General features: G+C 41.0%; 13 protein-coding genes and 1 tRNA gene. 9 read left to right on the top strand and 5 right to left on the bottom strand.

The window, feature by feature from the left end; translation table 11 throughout:
- The first annotated feature begins 775 nt into the window (after nucleotides 1-775).
- The 3 genes from V7L01_RS03850 (at nucleotide 776) to V7L01_RS03860 (ending at nucleotide 6,185) form a co-directional block, all read left to right on the top strand.
- Entirely contained in the window at nucleotides 776-4,114 is a 3,339-nt protein-coding gene (locus V7L01_RS03850) for a PAS domain S-box protein (protein ID WP_335032070.1), read from the top strand.
- 157 nt (nucleotides 4,115-4,271) lie between these two features.
- Nucleotides 4,272-5,006, top strand: a complete 735-nt coding sequence (locus tag V7L01_RS03855) for a response regulator transcription factor (RefSeq protein WP_335032071.1) — start codon at nucleotides 4,272-4,274, stop codon at nucleotides 5,004-5,006.
- Nucleotides 5,007-5,093: 87 nt separating this feature from the next.
- Nucleotides 5,094-6,185, top strand: a complete 1,092-nt coding sequence (locus V7L01_RS03860; protein WP_335032073.1) for a hybrid sensor histidine kinase/response regulator — start codon at nucleotides 5,094-5,096, stop codon at nucleotides 6,183-6,185.
- Here V7L01_RS03860 and V7L01_RS03865 read toward each other — a convergent pair.
- The gene (locus V7L01_RS03865) at nucleotides 6,169-6,468 is read right to left on the bottom strand and encodes a hypothetical protein (protein WP_335032075.1); all 300 of its coding nucleotides are present in this window, start codon (nucleotides 6,466-6,468) and stop codon (nucleotides 6,169-6,171) included. The two genes, V7L01_RS03860 and V7L01_RS03865, sit on opposite strands and share 17 nt — an antisense overlap.
- A 121-nt stretch (nucleotides 6,469-6,589) precedes the next feature.
- Here V7L01_RS03865 and V7L01_RS03870 point away from each other — a divergent pair, with 121 nt between their 5' ends.
- Nucleotides 6,590-6,802, top strand: a complete 213-nt coding sequence (locus V7L01_RS03870; protein WP_335032076.1) for a hypothetical protein — start codon at nucleotides 6,590-6,592, stop codon at nucleotides 6,800-6,802.
- A 264-nt stretch (nucleotides 6,803-7,066) separates the two neighbouring features.
- On the opposite strand, the gene V7L01_RS03875 is transcribed toward V7L01_RS03870, so the two are convergent.
- Both V7L01_RS03875 and V7L01_RS03880 read right to left on the bottom strand, forming a co-directional pair.
- Nucleotides 7,067-7,267 carry a hypothetical protein gene (locus V7L01_RS03875; protein WP_335032078.1) on the bottom strand — a complete coding sequence of 67 codons (201 nt, stop codon included), beginning with the start codon at nucleotides 7,265-7,267 and terminating at the stop codon, nucleotides 7,067-7,069.
- A 216-nt stretch (nucleotides 7,268-7,483) separates the two neighbouring features.
- Nucleotides 7,484-7,557, bottom strand: a tRNA-Pro gene (locus tag V7L01_RS03880).
- A gap of 136 nt (nucleotides 7,558-7,693) precedes the next feature.
- Between V7L01_RS03880 and lipA the strand changes: the two genes are divergently transcribed.
- From lipA to V7L01_RS03900, 4 genes are all read left to right on the top strand, one after another.
- On the top strand, nucleotides 7,694-8,578 hold the full coding sequence (lipA, locus tag V7L01_RS03885) for a lipoyl synthase (RefSeq protein ID WP_335032080.1): 885 nt from the start codon (nucleotides 7,694-7,696) through the stop codon (nucleotides 8,576-8,578).
- 24 nt (nucleotides 8,579-8,602) lie between these two features.
- Nucleotides 8,603-9,538, top strand: a complete 936-nt coding sequence (locus tag V7L01_RS03890; RefSeq protein ID WP_335032188.1) for an NAD(P)H-dependent glycerol-3-phosphate dehydrogenase — start codon at nucleotides 8,603-8,605, stop codon at nucleotides 9,536-9,538.
- Between the two features lie 556 nt (nucleotides 9,539-10,094).
- Nucleotides 10,095-11,345, top strand: a complete 1,251-nt coding sequence (sigC, locus tag V7L01_RS03895; RefSeq protein ID WP_335032082.1) for an RNA polymerase sigma factor SigC — start codon at nucleotides 10,095-10,097, stop codon at nucleotides 11,343-11,345.
- A 418-nt stretch (nucleotides 11,346-11,763) separates the two neighbouring features.
- Nucleotides 11,764-12,219 carry a Fur family transcriptional regulator gene (locus tag V7L01_RS03900; RefSeq protein WP_334710252.1) on the top strand — a complete coding sequence of 152 codons (456 nt, stop codon included), beginning with the start codon at nucleotides 11,764-11,766 and terminating at the stop codon, nucleotides 12,217-12,219.
- 129 nt (nucleotides 12,220-12,348) lie between these two features.
- Here the strand turns inward: V7L01_RS03900 and V7L01_RS03905 are convergent, their stop codons facing one another.
- Both V7L01_RS03905 and cobN read right to left on the bottom strand, forming a co-directional pair.
- Entirely contained in the window at nucleotides 12,349-13,482 is a 1,134-nt protein-coding gene (locus tag V7L01_RS03905; RefSeq protein WP_335032084.1) for a peptidoglycan-binding domain-containing protein, read from the bottom strand.
- A gap of 9 nt (nucleotides 13,483-13,491) precedes the next feature.
- Nucleotides 13,492-17,523: a cobaltochelatase subunit CobN gene (gene cobN, locus V7L01_RS03910; protein WP_335032086.1), complete on the bottom strand. Its 4,032-nt coding sequence runs from the start codon at nucleotides 17,521-17,523 to the stop codon at nucleotides 13,492-13,494.
- A gap of 93 nt (nucleotides 17,524-17,616) precedes the next feature.
- Here cobN and V7L01_RS03915 point away from each other — a divergent pair, with 93 nt between their 5' ends.
- A complete protein-coding gene (locus tag V7L01_RS03915; protein WP_335032088.1) occupies nucleotides 17,617-19,557 on the top strand; it encodes a GAF domain-containing sensor histidine kinase in 1,941 nt (646 codons plus the stop codon).
- Nucleotides 19,558-19,632 lie beyond the last annotated feature (75 nt).

A 19,632-nucleotide genomic window follows, 5' to 3' on the forward strand; every position in this document is an offset into this window, starting at 1 on the left:
TTCAAGTAAATACCCTCAATTTAATCAAAAAAAAATTCCTGTTTTTCCTCGATTACATTTTCATTTAAATCCTGAATACTAAAACTATTACAAACAATATTTAATAAAAATTATTTGTTTGTAGCCAGTTCAGTGGATTTAAAATTTCAAGTTTACGTCCAATTGCAAAAGGAGTTTGAACCTAATGTCACTAGCAGGTATAGAGCGTCGATTACAACATAAGCTAGACCTTAAAAAGGCTGTAAATCACAAATTGAATCCTGTTAATCTTGTGTTGTTCCTAGTAGCTTCAATTATTCTAGGAAGCTCTAGCTTTATTATCGCTTCTTATGTATTGTCTTCAGTTAGTTCGATCGTTTTATCTTCAGATGCTAATCCTACATCAATTCCCTGGATTTACAATAAGTTTGACTGTCAATCCAGTACTAGAACCTGGCAGGATAACAAGTGTTGGGATTATGAACATAATCCGACATTTTAAAGTTTAGTCCTTTGCTCAAATTTTACTTTTTACTTACTTGGATTACGATTAAGCTGCATCTACCTTAAAAACTGTTATTTTTTTAAATCAAAGAGCAATTCATAACTCAAATCATTAAAAACAATATCCTCTAATAAAAAAATCAGATTTCAAACCAAATAGAACTTGTTAAAACTAATATTAAATCTCTATAAAAATAATCATAGAAAATACTGAGGCTTTTTAATTAATTATAAGTAAAAATATTATTTACCTCTTTCTTAAAGCTAATTCTATTCCAGGCATCTATACATAATGTTCATTAACTCTCTCATTTCTGATAATTTACAACAGACAATCATTCGTCATCCGCTTGTTGTTAGCTCTGAGATTATGCTTCCAAATGTGATTGCATTAATCAATGAAGCATCAGGTAATCATGATAGTTTGCCAATCAGAGATAGCAATTATTTGCCTAATTCAGGTAAAGATATAGCTAGCAACACATCTCAAGCCACTAGTTGTGTTTTAGTTATAAAAAACTCGCATTTAGTGGGGATAATTACGCAAAGAGATTTAATTAAGCTAACAGCACAAGGTAAAAATATAGAGAATATCAGTGTTGAGCAAGTGATGACCAGAGAGTTAATAACATTGAAATTAATAGATTTTAAAGATGTTTTTACTGCGTTACATTTGCTGAGGAAAAATCGAATTTGCCATCTGCCTATTATTGGGGATCGAGGAGAATTAATTGGATTAGTGACTCCTAGCAGTCTGCTGGCAGTTTCTATTCTACAAGCGGAACTTTACAATCATACACGAGTTAAACTTGTAGAACGCCAGAAAATCGAGGCAGAACTGCGATTGGAGCGTAATTTTGTTTCTACCGTTTTGAATCTAACAGACGCTCTAGTTATAGTACTAGATTGTCACGGAAAAATTGTTCGCTTTAATTATACTTGCGAACAAGCTACAGGTTACGCATTTGATGAAGTTAAAGGAAAATTTGTTTGGAATGTGCTGCTGTTACCTGATACAACAAAATGTATCAAAGATATTTTTAAAAATTTAGCCGAGAGAGAATTTCCTGAACGTTATGAAACTTCTTTAGTTACTAAAAATAGCGATCGCCGCTTAATTTCTTGGTCAAATAAGGTCTTACTTAATCGGGATAATCAAGTTGATTATATCGTTTGTACAGGCATTGACATTACTGAAAGCCGAAAAGCACAAGAGGAACTCCAACAGACTCGCAACTTTTTACAGTCGATGATTAATAATCTGCCTGTAGCCGTCTTTGTTAAAGATGCCAAACCAGAAAGTTTTGGAACAGTCAAGCTCTGGAATCATACCTGCGAAAATATTTTTGGTATCACAGCAGAGCAGGCTATTGGCAAAACAGATTACGAATTCTTCCCGAAAGAACAAGCAGACTTTTTCTGTCAAAAAGACCTAGAAAGTTTTGCTAGCGGCGTACCTCAAGATATTTCTGAAGAACCTATTGACAGTCCTAGTTTTGGCAGAAGAATTTTACATATGACTAAAATTCCTTTGTATGACAAAAACCAACAACCCGAATACCTGTTGTGTATTTCCGAGGACATTACAGAATATAAACGAGCGGAAAAAAATCTACAACAAGCAAAAGAGCAATTACAAACGGTTTTAGATGCACTACCTGGGTTTGTTTCTTGGGTAAATGATGATGGATATTATTTAGGGGTTAATCGCCATTTAGCTGAAAGTTTTAACTTGACTCCCGATGCTTTTGTTGGTCAAGAATTGGGCTTTATGGAAAACAGCCCGCAATTTACAGAATTTATGCATGAATTTTTAGATAGGCAAGATGTCGCAGATTCTAAGGTTATTGATGTCCAAATTAATAGTAAAACATGCAATTATTTGCTCGTAGCTCAAAAATATCAACAAAATACAGCCGCCGTTGCCATCGGAATCGATATTACAAAACGGAAACAAGCTGAAACAGCCTTACATAGTTTGATAGAAAGTACAGCTTCTACGACTGGACGTGACTTTTTCCCAGCATTAGTTGAGCATATTTCTTTGACTTTAGATGTCCGTAACACCTTAGTAAGTGAGTTAATTGATGAGCAAGCTCACACTTTAGGATTTTGGTCTGATGGGCGGTTACAACCCAATATTTGCTATGACCCAAAATCAACTACATGTGAAATTTTGCTCAAGCAAGGATTTTACCACTGTAGTTCGAGAATTTCTCAACTCTTTCCTAATGCGAAAAGATTAGCTGCTATGGAAGCTGAAAGTTCTATGGGAGTTATTTTGAGCGATGATTTTGGTCAACCAATTGGCTCACTATGCATAGTAGATGATAAACCCATACCTGACCAAGATAAATTTGAAGGAATTCTCAAAGTATTTGCAGCCAGAGCGTCTGCTGAACTGCAAAGACAACGAGCACAAGAAGCTCTACAAAAACTCAATCAAGATTTAGAAGTCAGGGTTAAGCAACGCACTTTAGACTTACAACAAAGTGAGGCAGAACTTAGAGCTATTTTTAATCAAGCAGCAGTGGGAATTAAACTAGAAACTTTAGATGGACATTTTGTTAAAGTTAATCAAAAGTTGTGTGAAATTTTAGGCTATAGCCAAGAAGAAATCCTCAAGAAAAACTTTAGAGATATCACACATCCAGAAGATATACAAATCCATCTAAATCAGTTGCAAAAATTAATATCAGGAAAGGTAGAAACATTCTCGATTGAGAAGCGCTATTTACATAAAAATGCTGATGTAATTTGGATAAATTTAACGGGTTCTTTAATTCGAGATCCGCTTGGTAAACCTATTTATACGATCGGTGTAGTTAAAGATATACGCGAGCGTAAACAAGCTGAAGAAAATATTTGTAAGGCTTTAGTAAAAGAAAAAGAACTCAGTGAGTTGAAATCTCGTTTCATTTCTATGACCTCCCACGAGTTCCGAACTCCTTTAGCTGTGATTGCTTCCTCTGCTGGAATCTTAAAAAGTTTTAGCCATAAACTAGATGAACAACAAAAGCATAAACATCTCCAGTGTATTCAGACTTATGTTCAACACACTACTCAACTATTAGATGATATTTTGCTAATTAATAAGGCTGAAGCTGGAAAATTAGCATTTGAACCAACTTGTATTAATTTGATTAATTTCTGTCGTTCTTTGGTAGAGGAAATTAAACTAAGTTCTCCCAACCATACCCTAGTTTTTTCTCCCCAATATTTGGGTGATTCATCAACAGACGATCGCTTTATGGCTTGTATAGATAAGAAACTTTTGCGACAAATACTCAGCAACTTGCTTTCAAACGCTGTCAAATATTCACCAGACGGTAGCAATGTTGAAATTGATTTGTTAATTCAAGATAAAAGCGCAGTTTTTCTAATTCAAGATGAGGGTATTGGCATTTTACCAGAGGAGCAACAGAACTTATTTGAACCATTCTACCGAGCTAGTAATGTTGGGAATACGCCAGGAACTGGATTAGGCTTGGCAATAGTCAACAACTGTATAGACCTTCATAGAGGAAGAATTATCTTCGCTAGCCAGGTCGGAGTTGGTACGACTTTTAGGGTAGAACTACCACTAATGAGAAGTGATTTACTGCATGAAAAATATCTAATGTGTTATTAGTAAATAATTTTAGGGAACAATAAACTGGGAGAGATTTTTTGGAACCTAATGTAAATTACCAAGTTGTTAAGCTGAATAATCAGTTATAGCAACTGCATTTACCGCGTCTATAAATATCACAAAACCGCCTAGTAAAAATCACTATTGAAATAAGTCAATGAACAAAAAAATATTAGTAATTGAAGATGAAGTCCAAATTTGTTCAAATATTCAACAGATTTTAACTTTCTCCGATTTTAATACTATTACTGCAAATAATGGCTTAGAAGGATTACGACTTGCTAAAACAGAACAACCAGACCTTATATGTTGTGACGTTATGATGCCTGAACTTGACGGTTACGGTGTACTGGCAGCCTTACGCCAAGACCCAGTAACTGAATCTATCCCAGTAATTTTTCTGACTGCAAAAGTAGACCGTGGTGACTTACGCCAAGGTATGGAGTTAGGAGCCGATGATTACCTGACAAAACCTTTTTCTATGGAAGAACTTTTGAAGGCAATTAACGTCAGATTAAATCGCGTAGAAAAACCAACTTTAATCAAACAACAATATGAACAAGAACATCAACAAAATACCAAGTTGAAGCAGCAGATAGAGATAAATTCACAAAAACTACAAGAGAGCCAACACTTAGCAGAAATATGTAATGAGGTTTTACAAAAACTTTTACAAGATTTAGGCAACCCCCTTTCAAATATCAATATGGCAATCTATATGCTGAAAAAAGCTCAATCAGATGTTGAACGCGATCGCTACTTGAGTATCCTACAACAAGAGTATGCTAGAGAAATGATGTTTTTGAATGAAATGAAGAATTTACAAACATTACTAACCCCAGAAAATGCCAAACTTTTGCAAAAACTCAATGCGTTTAAGTATAGCAAATAATATAGTTTAGTAAAATCGGAAATTGCTATCCTATCTCATGCTATATCAATAACATAAAACTGATATTTTTATCTTTACTAATCATAGATGAACACAATTCTAATTATAGAAGACGAACCCCAAGTCAGGGCAAACATTCAGGAGATTCTACAACTTTCTGATTTTGAAACTTTGATAGCTGCAAACGGTAAGATTGGATTAGAAATTGCTCAAGCAAAATTACCAGATTTAATTATCTGTGACATTATGATGCCTGAATTAGACGGCTATAGCGTGCTGTCTGCTTTACGTAAAAATGAAGCAACTATTAATATTCCTTTAATATTTGTTACTGCTAAAGCAGAGCGTTCAGATTTTCGTCAGGGAATGGATTTTGGGGCTGATGATTATTTGACTAAACCGTTTACTCCTGAAGAACTACTCAATGCGATCGCTTCTCGTCTTGATAAACACGCTTTAGTTGAGCGCCAAACTCAAGCCAAACTAGACGAACTCAGAATGAATATTGCTCACTCATTACCTCACGAACTGAATACGCCTTTAAATGGTATTCTCGGTATGTCACAGCTGTTAATAGAAAGTTGTGGCATCATGCCTGACTCGGAAGAAGTCGAAATTGCAGAAATAATTTACAGATCCGCCAATCGCTTGAATGCATTAGTTCAAAGGTTTTTATTATATAGTAATCTGGAATTAATATCTAAAAACCCCGAAAAAGTCCGTCAAATACAAGAGAAAAAAGATAAATGTCTTGCTGAGAAAATTATTAATGAAGTGGCTCTCAAAAAAGCTACAGAAAACTGTAGACAAAAAGATTTAAAGCTGGATATTCAACAATATACAGTACAATTACCACAACAATATTTGAGTATTATGATTGAAGAATTACTGGATAATTCTTTTAAATTTTCTTTGCCAAGCAGCGAAATTCAAGTTCTGAGTAAGATAGAAGGTAATAAATTTAATTTGTCTGTAATTGATAATGGCAAAGGTATGGCAATTGAAGAGATTAATAAAATTGGAGCTTTTGTACAATTTAATCGAAAGTTATGGGAACAACAAGGTTCTGGCTTAGGGCTGGCTATTGTTCAGCATATAGTTAAATTATATGGTGGTGAATTTACAATTGCTAGCATTCCTGAAAAAGGAACTACTGTAAGTGTTAGTTTGCCTTGCTAGGGATGCTTACAAATATAACTACAGTAAAATAAAAATTTACAAAATAGTAATTCAGGGAGTAATACCATTTCAGTAAAAATTTGATATAAATTAAAGTATCAACAATAAAATCCCAATCTGTAATAGAAGCAACAATTGATGTGTTTAATTTCTCCAAACGCTTCCAGATAAATTCTCTCAATTCATCCAAAGTTCCAAAACTCTCCCAAGCAAAATGTCTTTTCACCTCCTCCCACAATCGCTCAATTGAATTAACTTGTGGTGTATGAGGAGGTTGAAACAAGAGAATGATATTTTCTGATATCTGAAGATGCTGGCTAAAATGAGAAAACTCCCAGATAAAATACTCTTCAGTTAATGGTTATACTAATCCATATAAATAAAAATTCTCTCCTTTCCATTGCATGATGCCAATAGGTTTAGTACCTTTTACGGTAATTAATCTCCCTGGTTCCGTTTTGAATCCTACCCGGCTTTCATCCTCATACCAATATCTAATTCTTCTATCCGAAATCAATCGGATTGAGGAAGAGTGGCATCAACTAAAAACTCATGAAATTGCTGGACAAATGTTTGACAATAACTACGATTTAGCTATGGCATCCATTATTATTTAGTAATAGGATGCGATGCCTACGGCGGCGATCCCTACGCACTTACAAAATATCCGTGAAAAAACTTTAGCTTTACGCTAAATATCAAATAATTTTATCCAGTAATTCATCAAGTTAAATTTGATACTTAGGCTGAGACATCAACACGCCGGAAATATATCGAGAATAACTACATAATCTTGAATAGCAACACATTACTAACAAGATTCGCTACTTCTCTACAAAGTAGCGAATCTGAGCTTTTCGATTACTGTTTTGCAAACCCAATCAATCATTATCAGCTGGATCGTCAATCATTTCTGGTACTAAAGCTGGGTTACTTCTACGTTCTTCTGGTGATTGCTCTCGAATAACATCGTCTATTCTTGCAGGGTGTTTGATTTTGTCGAGTACCTCTGGACTTAATTGTGATGGATCTCCTTCTGGATTCGACTTTTCGGCTTGACTAGGAACTGTTTCCTTATTCATCACTATTTCCCTAAACTTATACGCCAAGCTTAAGTTCTTCTGTGGTGAGGTACACACTATCTTGAGACTTAATTTCAGACAACGCTTGGTAAGAAAGGCGATCGCTCCTTGGAGATTTAAAGATGATTCACTGATTTTGCGATCGCTATCATGTTAGGCAATAACGACATAACTTTGCGAATCGCGACATATAATTTGCGAATGTACAAGTACAAATCGGGATGACTGGATTCGAACCAGCGGCCCCTTCGTCCCGAACGAAGTGCGCTACCAAGCTGCGCCACATCCCGCCATAAAAATGGCATCGTAAATTAAGAATATCACAACCTGTGCCAAATAACAGAATTACATCTATATATAATCGCTTCATCAAAGGCTTTGCTTGCTACGATTAAATTTGTATAACTCTAGTGGTAAAAGCGGATTGTGACTGTAAAACCAGACTGGTTGCGGGTGAAAGCACCTGGGCGTGAGCGCATTGGTAACGTTAAAGATATTTTGCGGGATTTAGCTCTCAATACAGTTTGTGAGGAAGCGTCCTGTCCGAATATTGGTGAATGCTTCAACGCTGGGACTGCCACATTTTTAATTATGGGCCCGGCTTGTACACGCGCTTGTCCCTATTGCGATATTGATTTTGAGAAAAAACCCAAACCACTAGATCCCACAGAACCTACACGACTCGCGGAAGCTGTTCGCCGCATGAAACTTAATCATGTGGTAATCACTTCTGTAAACCGAGATGACTTGCCAGATGGTGGCGCGTCTCAGTTTATATCGTGTATTAATGCGGTTCGCTCTGTTTCACCCAACACCACAATTGAGGTACTAATTCCTGACTTGTGCGGTAATTGGGATGCTCTAGAGATAATTCTACAAGCTGCGCCAGAGGTATTAAACCACAATACCGAAACTGTCCCCCGCCTGTATCGCCGGGTGCGTCCTCAAGGAAACTACGATCGCACATTAGAATTATTACAGCGCTCTCGCCAAGTTTCTCCTGCCACATACACTAAATCCGGGATCATGGTTGGACTCGGTGAAACTGATGCCGAAATCCGCCAGGTCATGCAAGACTTGCGAACCGTCGATTGCGACATTTTGACAATTGGGCAATACCTCCAACCCAGTCAAAAACACTTGCAAGTAAATGAATTCATCAACCCAGAACAATTTGCTGCTTGGAAGGCATTCGGCGAAGAAATAGGATTTTTACAAGTTGTTTCTTCACCTTTGACAAGAAGCTCATATCATGCCGAACAAGTCAGGGAATTAATGGAACGTTATCCCCGCTCAAAAGTTAGGAGTTAGGAATTAGGAGTTATGAGTGAGCAGATGTACTCCAACTCAAAACTTTCCGTTGCAATTCTTGGTGCAGGTGCTTGGGGTGCATCTCTCGCAAATCTCGCCACAGCAAATGGTCATCAGGTGCGCGTCTGGTCGCGTCAAGGTTCCCAAACTCTAGAAGCAGTTTTAAAAGATGTCCAAATAGTTTTGTCCGCTATCTCAATGATTGGTGTGAGAGATGTTGCTTCCCAAGTCCAGTCTTTCCCCCTTTCTCCAGAGACAATTTTTGTCACAGCGACGAAAGGCTTAGACCCTCAAACCACCTGTACGCCGTCGCAAATTTGGCAAACAATATTCCCTAACCATGCAGTGGTTGTTTTGTCTGGGCCTAATTTATCTAAAGAAATTCAACTAGAGTTACCCGCAGCAACGGTGGTAGCCAGTAATATTCCCACGGCTGCGGAAGTAGTGCAGTTAGTATTTTCTTCTCATCGCTTCCGGGTATATACCAATCCCGATCCCTTGGGCGTGGAATTGGGGGGAACGCTGAAAAATGTGATTGCGATCGCAGCTGGTGTGTGCGATGGTTTACAACTGGGAACCAATGCCAAAGCCGCTTTAGTCACCCGTGGGCTTACAGAAATGGTTCGCATCGGCAACGACTGGGGTGCAAAGACGGAAACATTTTATGGTTTATCTGGTCTAGGAGATTTGTTAGCAACGTGCAATAGTCCCCTAAGTCGCAATTACCAAGTTGGCTACCAGCTAGCTGGTGGTAAGTCACTTACAGAAACTCTCGCAAATTTACAAGGAACTGCTGAGGGAGTAAACACTTGTCGGGTTTTGATGCAACGAGCCAAGCAAGAAAACATTCCTGTTCCAATTACTGAGCAAGTTTATCGTTTACTTCAGGGTGAAGTCACACCCCGCCAAGCACTTGATGAACTGATGCTGCGAGATATCAAGCCTGAGTACAACTACTAGTTAGAAGTCCGTCAAGTTGAAATTGACGGGTTAACACTTACACGGAGAAGGACGCATCTTTGCCTCTTCTACCTCCGTGTATATAGAATTTTTGCGGTTAATACTAATCACTTCCTCGATATTCATTAGTTCTACTTATACGTAAATAATCCTTAGAAAAAATTGGTAAATCGTCAGGATATTACTTTTGTAGCCATGTAAAGGTGACTATGCCAAATATAAAGATGACATTCACTGAAGGATGTTTATACTGTGTTAAAAAAGTTACTAGAAATAACCGTCAAGGTTGAAATGTTAACTAAGTAGTTGAAATATTGAAAACTTAGCTGCGGATTTGAATAGCTATTGGTTCAATCAAAAGTTTTGCAGCCGATTCAGTTCAGTAATGCTGTATCCAATGAAACCCTTACAATTAATTTCAAAAAAAAATTGTAATGGAACCTTCAACTATGTTAGTTCATCGTAAATCACGGGAACAATAGCAACAGTTGAATAGCTGACCGTAATCTAAGCTGACCGTAATCTATTGTTACCTGGAGCCATTGAGACGATCTTTATGCCAGCAACATCTTTTTATGCAGATGCCCCCTACAACACCAAAAAGTCCCGCCAGGCTTTGGACTCGGATCTCACGGTTGACGAAAGTGAGTTATCGGTAGATGACCTACAGGAGCTGGAAATGGCTTCTGCTGACCATGCTAACTTTGCTGCTAACACTAACCGTCGTAGTACAGACCTAGTACGTCTATATCTTCAGGAAATTGGTCGGGTTCGCTTGTTAGGGCGGGATGAAGAGGTTTCAGAAGCTCAAAAAGTCCAGCGCTACTTGCGGATGCGGATAGTACTTGCTAACGCCGCAAAGCAAGGGGATGAAGTGATTTCGCCCTATCAGAGGTTAATTGAAGTTCAAGAACGTCTAACCTCAGAACTAGGACATCGCCCGTCTTTGGAAAGATGGGCTGCCACTGCTGGCATAATGGTAGCGGATCTCAGACCAACTTTGGCAGATGGCAAACGTCGCTGGGCTGAAATTGCCAAGTTGACAGTAGAAGAATTGGAGCAAATTCAGTCCCAAGGACTCCAAGCAAAAGAACACATGATTAAGGCTAATCTTCGCCTAGTTGTGTCTGTTGCTAAGAAGTATCAAAATCGCGGTTTGGAATTGTTGGATTTAGTCCAAGAAGGCACACTCGGTTTGGAGCGGGCTGTAGAAAAATTTGACCCAACTAAGGGTTACCGCTTCAGTACTTATGCTTACTGGTGGATTCGTCAGGGAATTACCCGAGCGATCGCTACTTCTAGTCGCACGATCCGCCTCCCTGTCCATATTACCGAAAAGTTAAACAAAATCAAAAAGGCCCAACGCAAAATTGCTCAAGAAAAAGGTCGCACCCCTACTCTAGAAGATTTAGCAACTGAGTTAGAGATGACACCGACCCAAGTACGAGAAGTTTTGTTGCGGGTTCCTCGCTCCGTTTCTTTGGAAACCAAAGTAGGCAAAGATAAAGACACTGAGTTAGGCGAATTACTCGAAACCGACAGTGTAACCCCAGAAGAGATGTTAATGCGAGAATCTTTACAAAGAGATTTGCATCATCTTCTGTCAGATTTGACTAGCCGGGAACGCGATGTAATTTTGATGCGGTTTGGTTTGGCAGATGGTCATCCTTACTCTTTAGCAGAAATTGGCCGCGCTCTTGACTTATCACGGGAACGAGTCAGACAAATAGAATCCAAGGCTTTGCAAAAGCTACGTCAACCCAAGCGACGCAACCTCATCCGCGACTATTTGGAGTCTTTAAGTTAGTCATTTGTCATTAGTCATTTGTCATTAGAAAACTACACTTGACAAATGACTACGGACAAAGGGCTGATTCTATCCCATATTCAAAGCCTTTTAAAGGCTTGTAGCAAATAATTTGCATTTAATTATACAAGAGTTTCCCCAGACCTTTGCTCAAATATCTTGAAGGTAGGGATCGATTCAGCAATTCAAAATTTACTTATTCAAAATTCAAAGTCAAGGGATGCAATCGTTACAAGTATCCTAACTATTAGCTGTATGCAAATTAAATGCATTACAGCTAATTACTTGAATTTCGATCGAGATTTGATGAATTGTTCTTAAATATTTAACATTGATTCTCAATAGGCAATGATTGTTGCAAATTGCTCCCAAGATTTGTTATATTCTCAATTAACGAGCTTTGTTGAGAAATACTAGTATGACTGTCTACACAACTACTTCACTCAAGGCAGAACTGAACGAACGAGGCTGGCGATTAACTCCCCAGCGCGAAACAATTTTACACATTTTTCAAGAACTTCCGCAAGGCGAACATCTGAGTGCAGAGGATCTTTATCATCGGCTAGAAACTGATGGCAAAGGGATCAGCCTATCAACTATTTATCGGAGTTTAAAGTTGATGGCAAGGATGGGAATTTTACGGGAACTAGAACTGGGCGAAGGACATAAGCATTATGAAATCAACCAGCCCTATCCTCATCACCACCATCACTTAATTTGTGTTAGATGCAACTCAACTATTGAGTTTAAAAATGACTCAATTTTAAAAATTGGGTCGAAAACCGCCCAAAAAGAAGGTTTCCATCTACTGGACTGTCAAATGACCATCCATGCAGTGTGTCCCAAGTGCCAACGGGCGCTGATGCCGCTTTAGCACTTGTGGATAAATAAGACGAAACTACTCAAATTAACCAAATAAATGGAATCTGAGCAGTTCGTAATTTGCTATTACTGGAGGCAAGCAACCAGTTGGGAACTGATACTAACGACACCAAAGCGGATGCTAAAAGCGTCCGCTCTTAAGATCCTTAAGACTAATCCCGTAGAATTCTTGGGCTTGTTTAATCGCTTTTTTGGTGTCATCTGCCATCACACCGTTCAGCTTGCCTTTATAAAAACCCCGCTCCCGTAGTCGGGTTTGGATTTCCAGGGTATTAAATTCGCTTTTGCTAGTAGTATTAACTGAGCTATATAACTTAGCTCGCGTAGTTGGGCCAGCAACACCACTTGCTGCTAAGAAATTAGCTGCCTGAAATCTTTTTACAGCATCGGCAGTATAGGGGCCATAGTAGCCATTTGGCTCTCCCTCTAAATATCCTGCCTGGATTAATTGCTCTTGAACAATTCTAACTGGCTCACCGCGATCGCCTACACGAAGTTTATCTCGATTGACTACCTTTTTGGGAGCCTCTTCTCCATCACCAATGCCAGTTCCCGGCAATTTAGCTAATGTTGCTGGGCCAACAACACCGTCAACGCTTAACTTGTAAGAATCTTGGAACCGCTTGACAGCTTCTTCGGTAATTGGGCCAAATATTCCTGTGGCGTTTCCGTAATAAAAGCCTGCGACTCTTAAGCGTTCTTGTAAAGCCCTGACATCTTCACCTTCATCCCCCTTAGTAAGGTAGTTGGGATTGCTGCGGCGCTGGCTAGTTGCTGAACTAGTAGTGCTGGGCTTTTTAGCTTGTGTACTTACAACAGTGGCTTTTTTAGCTTGTGTAGTTGTAGTACTGGGCTTTTTGGCTTGCCAACTTTCTAATTTTTGCAGGGTGCTTGCTCCAACAATGCCATCCACTGGTAAACCAGCGGCCTTTTGGAAGCGCCGCACAGCTTCTTGTGTGGATACGTCATATACTTGGGTAACAGAAGCTTGGTAAAAACCTGCTGTTTTCAACTTTTGTTGTAGATTTCTGACAGAAGGGCCTCGATCGCCATTTTCCAGTGCCATGACGCTGCTGAGTGCGCCAAGAATAGATAAAGACAGAGCAAGGGGCAACATATACTTCCAAGCCCTACCAGAAAGCCTTTTCCAGTCTGGTGCAGCTGCTTTGTTAAACAAAGAACTGAGGGAGACCAATTCACTGGGTGTGCTGTCTTCGTAGGCGAAAGCTAGGTGCAAATACGCAAGATTCTCCATATTTCTTTCCTACACCATTGATTTTTCTTCGATAACTGCTTCAGCTTGATGTACTAGGTTCCTCAAAGCTTCTAATGTTCCTATATCTACATCCTCCCACAAATTGCGCTTGTGTGCTTCTAATAATCTTTCAGCAATATCACGCAGAGCATAAGGGTTCTTTTCCTGAATAAATTCTGACACAACTGGATCTAACAAGTAAACTTCTACTATGCCTTGATACATATAATTTTCGACACATTTAGCTGTTGCATCATAGGCGAATAAAAAATCTACTGTCGCTGCCATTTCAAAGGCACCTTTGTAACCGTGGCGCATGACTCCTGCAATCCACTTGGGATTAACTACGCGAGAACGATACACCCGTGCAATTTCTTCTTTCAGTTGGCGAACTCGTGGTTGGGCGGGTATGGAATTATCACCAAAATAAGTTTGGGGATTTTTTCCCTGTAGAGAACGCACCGCCGCTGTTAAGCCACCCTGAAATTGGTAATAATCATCAGAATCTAGTAGGTCGTGTTCGCGATTATCTTGATTGTGCAGGACAACTTGCATTTGCGCCAAGCGTTGCTTGAAGGCTTCAGCATTGGGGACTGGCGACTGGGTATTGGAAATTTTATCCTCCCCTGCTCCCCCTGCTCCCTCTGCTCCCCTGCTCCCCTGCTCCCCTGCCAAGTTTCCCGAAGAATAGGCGTAAGAACTCCAGTTAATGTAGGCGCGGGCTAAATCTTCGTCATCTGTCCAGTTTTGCGATTCGATTAAACCTTGGAGTCCAGCGCCGTAAGCACCTGGGCGAGAACCAAAGATGCGATAGCGCGATCGCACCACGGCTTCTTCTACACTTAATCCTTGGCTTGTCCACAAATCAGTTTCTTGGCGAACTGCATCCGCTAGGGGATTTTGTTCTGGCGGTTCATCCAAGTCTGCTACTGCTGATACTGCTTGAGCGAATAAATCAATCAAGTTGGGAAAAGCATCCCGGAAGAATCCCGAAATTCGCAAGGTGACATCTACGCGGGGACGCCCCAAAATCGCCAAGGGCAAAATTTCAAAATCCACTACTCGCCGTGCTGCACCATCCCAGACAGGTTGAACTCCAAGTAAAGCTAAGGCTTCGGCAATGTCATCACCGCCTGTTCTCATGGTGGCTGTTCCCCACAATGATAAGCCTAGTGTTTTGGGATATTCACCATGTTCTTGAGTGTAATATTCGACGAGGGTTTCGGCAGCTTTTCTACCGATATCCCAAGCTGTCTCTGTGGGAATGGCGCGAATATCGACGGAATAAAAGTTTCTCCCTGTTGGTAGAACTTCCGGGCGGCCGCGTGTGGGTGCGCCAGATGGAGCGCTGGGGACATATCCGCCATCGAGTCCGTGTAATAAATGGGTGATTTCTTCGTGGGTTTTTTGTAAAGCTGGGAGGAGGCGATCGCGTATCCAGGTAGACACGCGATTCATCGCGTCTGTGCTGGGGGGGGAGACGCGATGAATCGCGTCTGTACAAGATATTAGTTGTTCGACTAGGAGGGCGGCGTGTTCTTCTAGAACTTCGACAATATCGCCGAGGGTACGGCATTCTGTGCCGTTGACTATTGAGTATTCACCGCTAGGCATTGACAAATCTGCTGTGAGGGGATCGAAATCTAGTCCCCAATCTTGAGCGATCGCACGGGTGATACCTGAAGAATGGCGATTGGGGATGCGAGCGATCGCTACTATTAAATCTCGCAGCTGCCGTCCTTGGGGACATTGCCCAAAAATATGCAAGCCATCGCGGATTTGGGCTTCTTTCAATTCACACAGATAGCCACCGATAGAATTCAAAATTAAAGATTCAGAATTAAAAATTTCTGTTTCATTTTGGATTCCTAAATCTAGATGGAGATTTTCTTTGATTACCAGTTCGTGGATGCGATCGCGAATCACTGGTAAACGCGAAGGATCTAAACTGTCGGCTTCATAATACTCATCAATTAAATTTTCTAACTGTTGCAAAGAACCGTAGAGTTCCGCACGAGTCATCGGTGGCGTGAGGTGATCTATAATCACCGCTTGAGCGCGACGTTTGGCTTGGGAACCTTCACCAGGATCGTTGACAATAAACGGGTACAGGTGGGGAAGTGCGCCAAAAGCTACTTCTGGATAACAATTACTCGATAAAGCCACACTTTTGCCCGGTAGCCATTCTAGATTTCCGTGTTTCCCTACATGAACTACGGCATCAGCACCAAAAGTTTCTCTAACCCAATAGTAGAAAGCTAAATAAGCATGGGTTGGTTCTAAATCTGGCGCATGATAATTCAAACTGGGGTCATTATCATAACCCCTTGCTGGCTGAATTCCGACGAAGATGTTGCCGAGTTGGATTCCGGGAACGGGGAAAGAGGCAGAGGGGCAGGGGGGCAGGGGGGCAGGGGGGAATAATTCTTGATTGCTTCCCTGCTCTAAATTTCCCCACCGTTCGCTAATACCTTGCTGAACTGCTGGTGGCAAAGAAGCAAAATAATTTTGGTATTCTTCCCAAGAAACACTTTGGTGTACCGGAAGCGATTCTCTACCTTCTGGATCGTTGGTTACGCCATCTGTCAGCCGTTGAATTAACTCATCTCCTTGAGCAGGTGGATTTTCGACTTCATAACCAGCCAGATGTAAAGCTTGCAGGATTTCTACACAACTAGCCGGAGTGTCGAGTCCTACACCATTGGCGAGGCGGCCATTGCGGTTGGGGTAGTTTGCCAGAATTAGGGCAATTCGCCGTTCTTGGGGTGGTTTAGAACGTAGACGCGCCCAATTGGCTGCTAGTTTAGCGACGAACTCAATGCGATCGCTCACTGGTTCATAAATTACCACATCTGTCTCTAGATGGGGATTACGAGTTTGTACGGCTTTAAAAGACACAGCACGAGTAATAATCCGCCCATCTACTTCTGGTAGCGCCACATTCATCCCAATATCGCGGGGAGAAAGCCCTTGAAACTGTGACTCCCACTGCTCAATCGATCCGCCACTGAGGATTACCTGCAACACAGGCACATCTAATTTTTCCCAAAGTTCGGTTTGGGGTGTTTCACTTTCCAAGCGTGCTAGAGAAAAACTGGTGGTATTTAGCAGCACAGCGATTGAATCGGCTTCTTTGGGTTGGAAAAATTCACTCAACTCAACTTGAACATCAGGTTCACGCAATGAGGAAACAAATACTGGCACAGGTTGTAAATTTTTCTGCACCAAAGCTTCGCATAAAGCATCAATTACTTTGGTATTCCCCGCTAAATAATGAGCGCGGTAGAAAAGGATGCCGATTTTGGGCATTGGGGATTCGGAGATTTGAGGTTCTGAGGTGCATGAACGGAGTTCCGAGGTGGATGAATCCAGTTCTAACTCTCCTCTGCTCCCCTGCTCCCCTGCTCCCCCTGCCTCCCCTGCTCCCCCTGCCTCCCCTGCTCCCCCTGCCTCCCCTGCTCCCCCTGCCTCCCCTGCTCCCTCATCCCCCACTCCCCATTCATACAATCCCACACGCGGAACTGGCCGGGGTGGCGGTGGATTGTATGCAGTTAACAGGCAACTGTCAGAGATAAATTGCAGAGCATTAACGAAATTTTCTACGCCGCCTTCGCTAAAATACTGCCATAGCTGGTTAACAATAGCCAAAGGCACGGTAGACTGGGAAATTAAATCGGGATCGAAAGCGTCGTCCCCTGGCATTACAATGAGGGTTCTACCATTACGTTGCACAATTTCTTGCACTACTTCTAAGCCATAACTCCAGTAGGAACGTCCTCCTAACAGGCGCAAAATGATTACCTGGGCAAGTTCCAAAACTTGCTCTCCATAAGTGTCTATGCTTAATTGTTGCTGCAACTGCAACAGGTTGGCGACTCTCAATGCAGGAAAGCTTGTAGGTAATTTTGTCACCGCAGCTGCCAAAGTTTGAATGTCGGTATCAGCAGCCGTAATCAACACGAAAGGCGCTGGAGTTTGTTCTAAAAAAATTAAACCCTCTGACTGATTCCATCCACCCGATGTGCTACTTATCCGATGCATAATGCTGTCTTACCGTTTTAAACTGTTGGTTAGTACACAATCAAAACAAACTTTTTCCCTGCATTCAGCCCCCTCTTACCAAAATGATTGAAAATGCTTAGTTCTCATGATTTGAGCTTTTCTCGAACCTTGCCTATTGTTGTATTTAATCAGCTTGGCGAATTGTTGGAACAGATGGCTCAAACGGTGGGAAGTGCCGCTCTGATACTGACAGAAGCTGTGTTGATGCGGATTTGCATACCTGTAGAATGGCAAAGGCAAAGGTTTACATTGGTGGTTTCTGAGCAGTTTAGTGCGCTTCTGCTAGGAAACTTGGAGGAAGGGGAGCAAGGGATTTACTCAGCGCTGAATGCTAGTTTGACATTTAATTTAGAAGCGATCGCTTCTTTTGTCTACGAATTGAGAGACTTGTTTGAGTGCGATTCTTATACTCACCAAAGTCTCGAAGGCTATCGCCAAATTATTCGCCCCAATGATGCTACACTCCAAAGTCAATTCACGCTGTTGTTATTAGAATATCTCCTAACTCAGCCAAACCAAGAAATAATAGCACCTCCAAGCTCAACTGCGCCGGCTGTTTATATCTGTCAGCCAGTGGAAGATGCCTTAAAAAAACAGATTTCTCAAGAGCGGTTGTTAAATCAGGTAACAACGCAGATCCGCAAAAGCCTGGATTTGCCAGTAATTATGGCAACAGCCATTTCACAGGTGCGTGAGTTTCTGGAGTTAGACAGATTAGTAATCTATAAATTTGCAGGTTCCAAAGTCAAGATTCAACAATATGAATCTTCTACACAGGAGAATAGCGGTAATTGCTCAACTTCTATTTCAGTAAATAATCAATTCCTACAGGAAGACTACCAACACTATGGTGGCTATATTGTCTATGAAGGCCGTGCTACAGATGCTATTACATCGGTGTTGAATTACACGGAAAAAAATTGCTTTGTCCGAACCTCTCAGTGTTGGGAGAAGTATCGGCAAGGTTTTACTTTAGCTGTGAATGATGTCGAAAAAACTTATGCTCTGGAAGAGTGTTTGTTGAATTTTTTAAGGGAAAGTCAGGTTCGGGCTAAGTTGGCCGCACCGATTATATTTGAGGATAAACTGTGGGGATTGCTAATTGCTCATCAGTGCGATGAACCTCACCAGTGGAATGATAGCGAAAAAACCTTGCTGATTGCGATCGCAGAACAATTAGCGATCGCAATTCACCAAGCTGAGTTAATGCAAACCCTCACCCAAGAAAAAGAAACTCTCGAACAACGAGTTATTGAACGCACAATGGCTCTGCGCGATGCTCTCCTCGCCGCCGAAGCTGCTAGCCGCCTCAGAAGTGAATTTCTAGCTACTATCAGTCACGAATTGCTCACGCCTTTAACTTATGTCATTGGGATGTCTTCGACGTTGTTACGCTGGCCTTTGGGCGAATTGAGTCAACGACAACGGGGTTATCTGCAAACAATTCACGACAGTGGAGAACATTTATTAGAAATGATTAATGACATCCTCGATTTATCGCAAATCGAGGCTGGTAAGACAGCTTTAAATATTTCAGAATTTTCTTTAGTGAATGTTGCCGAAAGTGCTATTGAGTCATTGCGAAAAAAAGCAACAAGCGAACAAATTAATCTCATACTTGATTTGCAAATCGATCCCAGGCGCGATCGTTTTACCGCCGATTCCAAACGAGTAGAACAAATTATCTGGAATCTGTTAACTAATGCGATTAAATTTACCCCTGAAAGTGGTAGCGTTACTTTACGTCTTTGGGTGGAAGATGATAGTGCTATTTTTCAAGTTGAAGACACCGGAATCGGCATTCCCGAAGATAAACTACCATTACTGTTTGAGAAATTTCAGCAACTCGATACACCCTATCGCCGCCGTTACGAAGGCACCGGACTTGGACTGGCTTTAACTAAACAACTCGTGGAACTTCATCGCGGGCGAATTGAAGTAGAATCAACTGTAAGCATTGGCTCAATTTTTACCGTATGGATACCAACTCAAGCAATGAGAGTGGTAAGTTAGGAGTTAAGCAAGAGACGCGATGAATCGCCGTCTTTACAATAATCAGTCGTTTGTAGAGACGGCGATTTATCGCGT

The sequence above is a fragment of the Nostoc sp. genome (assembly GCF_036917095.1).
Lineage (GTDB): Bacteria > Cyanobacteriota > Cyanobacteriia > Cyanobacteriales > Nostocaceae > Nostoc.

Coding starts and splice junctions, on each gene's coding strand:
- V7L01_RS03890 (WP_335032188.1), top strand. CDS start 8,603: ATGTACTCCAACTCAAAACTTTCCGTTGCAATTCTTGGTGCAGGTGCT.
- sigC (WP_335032082.1), top strand. CDS start 10,095: ATGCCAGCAACATCTTTTTATGCAGATGCCCCCTACAACACCAAAAAG.
- V7L01_RS03850 (WP_335032070.1), top strand. CDS start 776: ATGTTCATTAACTCTCTCATTTCTGATAATTTACAACAGACAATCATT.
- V7L01_RS03855 (WP_335032071.1), top strand. CDS start 4,272: ATGAACAAAAAAATATTAGTAATTGAAGATGAAGTCCAAATTTGTTCA.
- V7L01_RS03905 (WP_335032084.1), bottom strand. CDS start 13,482: ATGGAGAATCTTGCGTATTTGCACCTAGCTTTCGCCTACGAAGACAGC.
- V7L01_RS03915 (WP_335032088.1), top strand. CDS start 17,617: ATGCTTAGTTCTCATGATTTGAGCTTTTCTCGAACCTTGCCTATTGTT.
- V7L01_RS03860 (WP_335032073.1), top strand. CDS start 5,094: ATGAACACAATTCTAATTATAGAAGACGAACCCCAAGTCAGGGCAAAC.
- V7L01_RS03870 (WP_335032076.1), top strand. CDS start 6,590: ATGATGCCAATAGGTTTAGTACCTTTTACGGTAATTAATCTCCCTGGT.
- V7L01_RS03900 (WP_334710252.1), top strand. CDS start 11,764: ATGACTGTCTACACAACTACTTCACTCAAGGCAGAACTGAACGAACGA.
- V7L01_RS03875 (WP_335032078.1), bottom strand. CDS start 7,267: ATGAATAAGGAAACAGTTCCTAGTCAAGCCGAAAAGTCGAATCCAGAA.
- cobN (WP_335032086.1), bottom strand. CDS start 17,523: ATGCATCGGATAAGTAGCACATCGGGTGGATGGAATCAGTCAGAGGGT.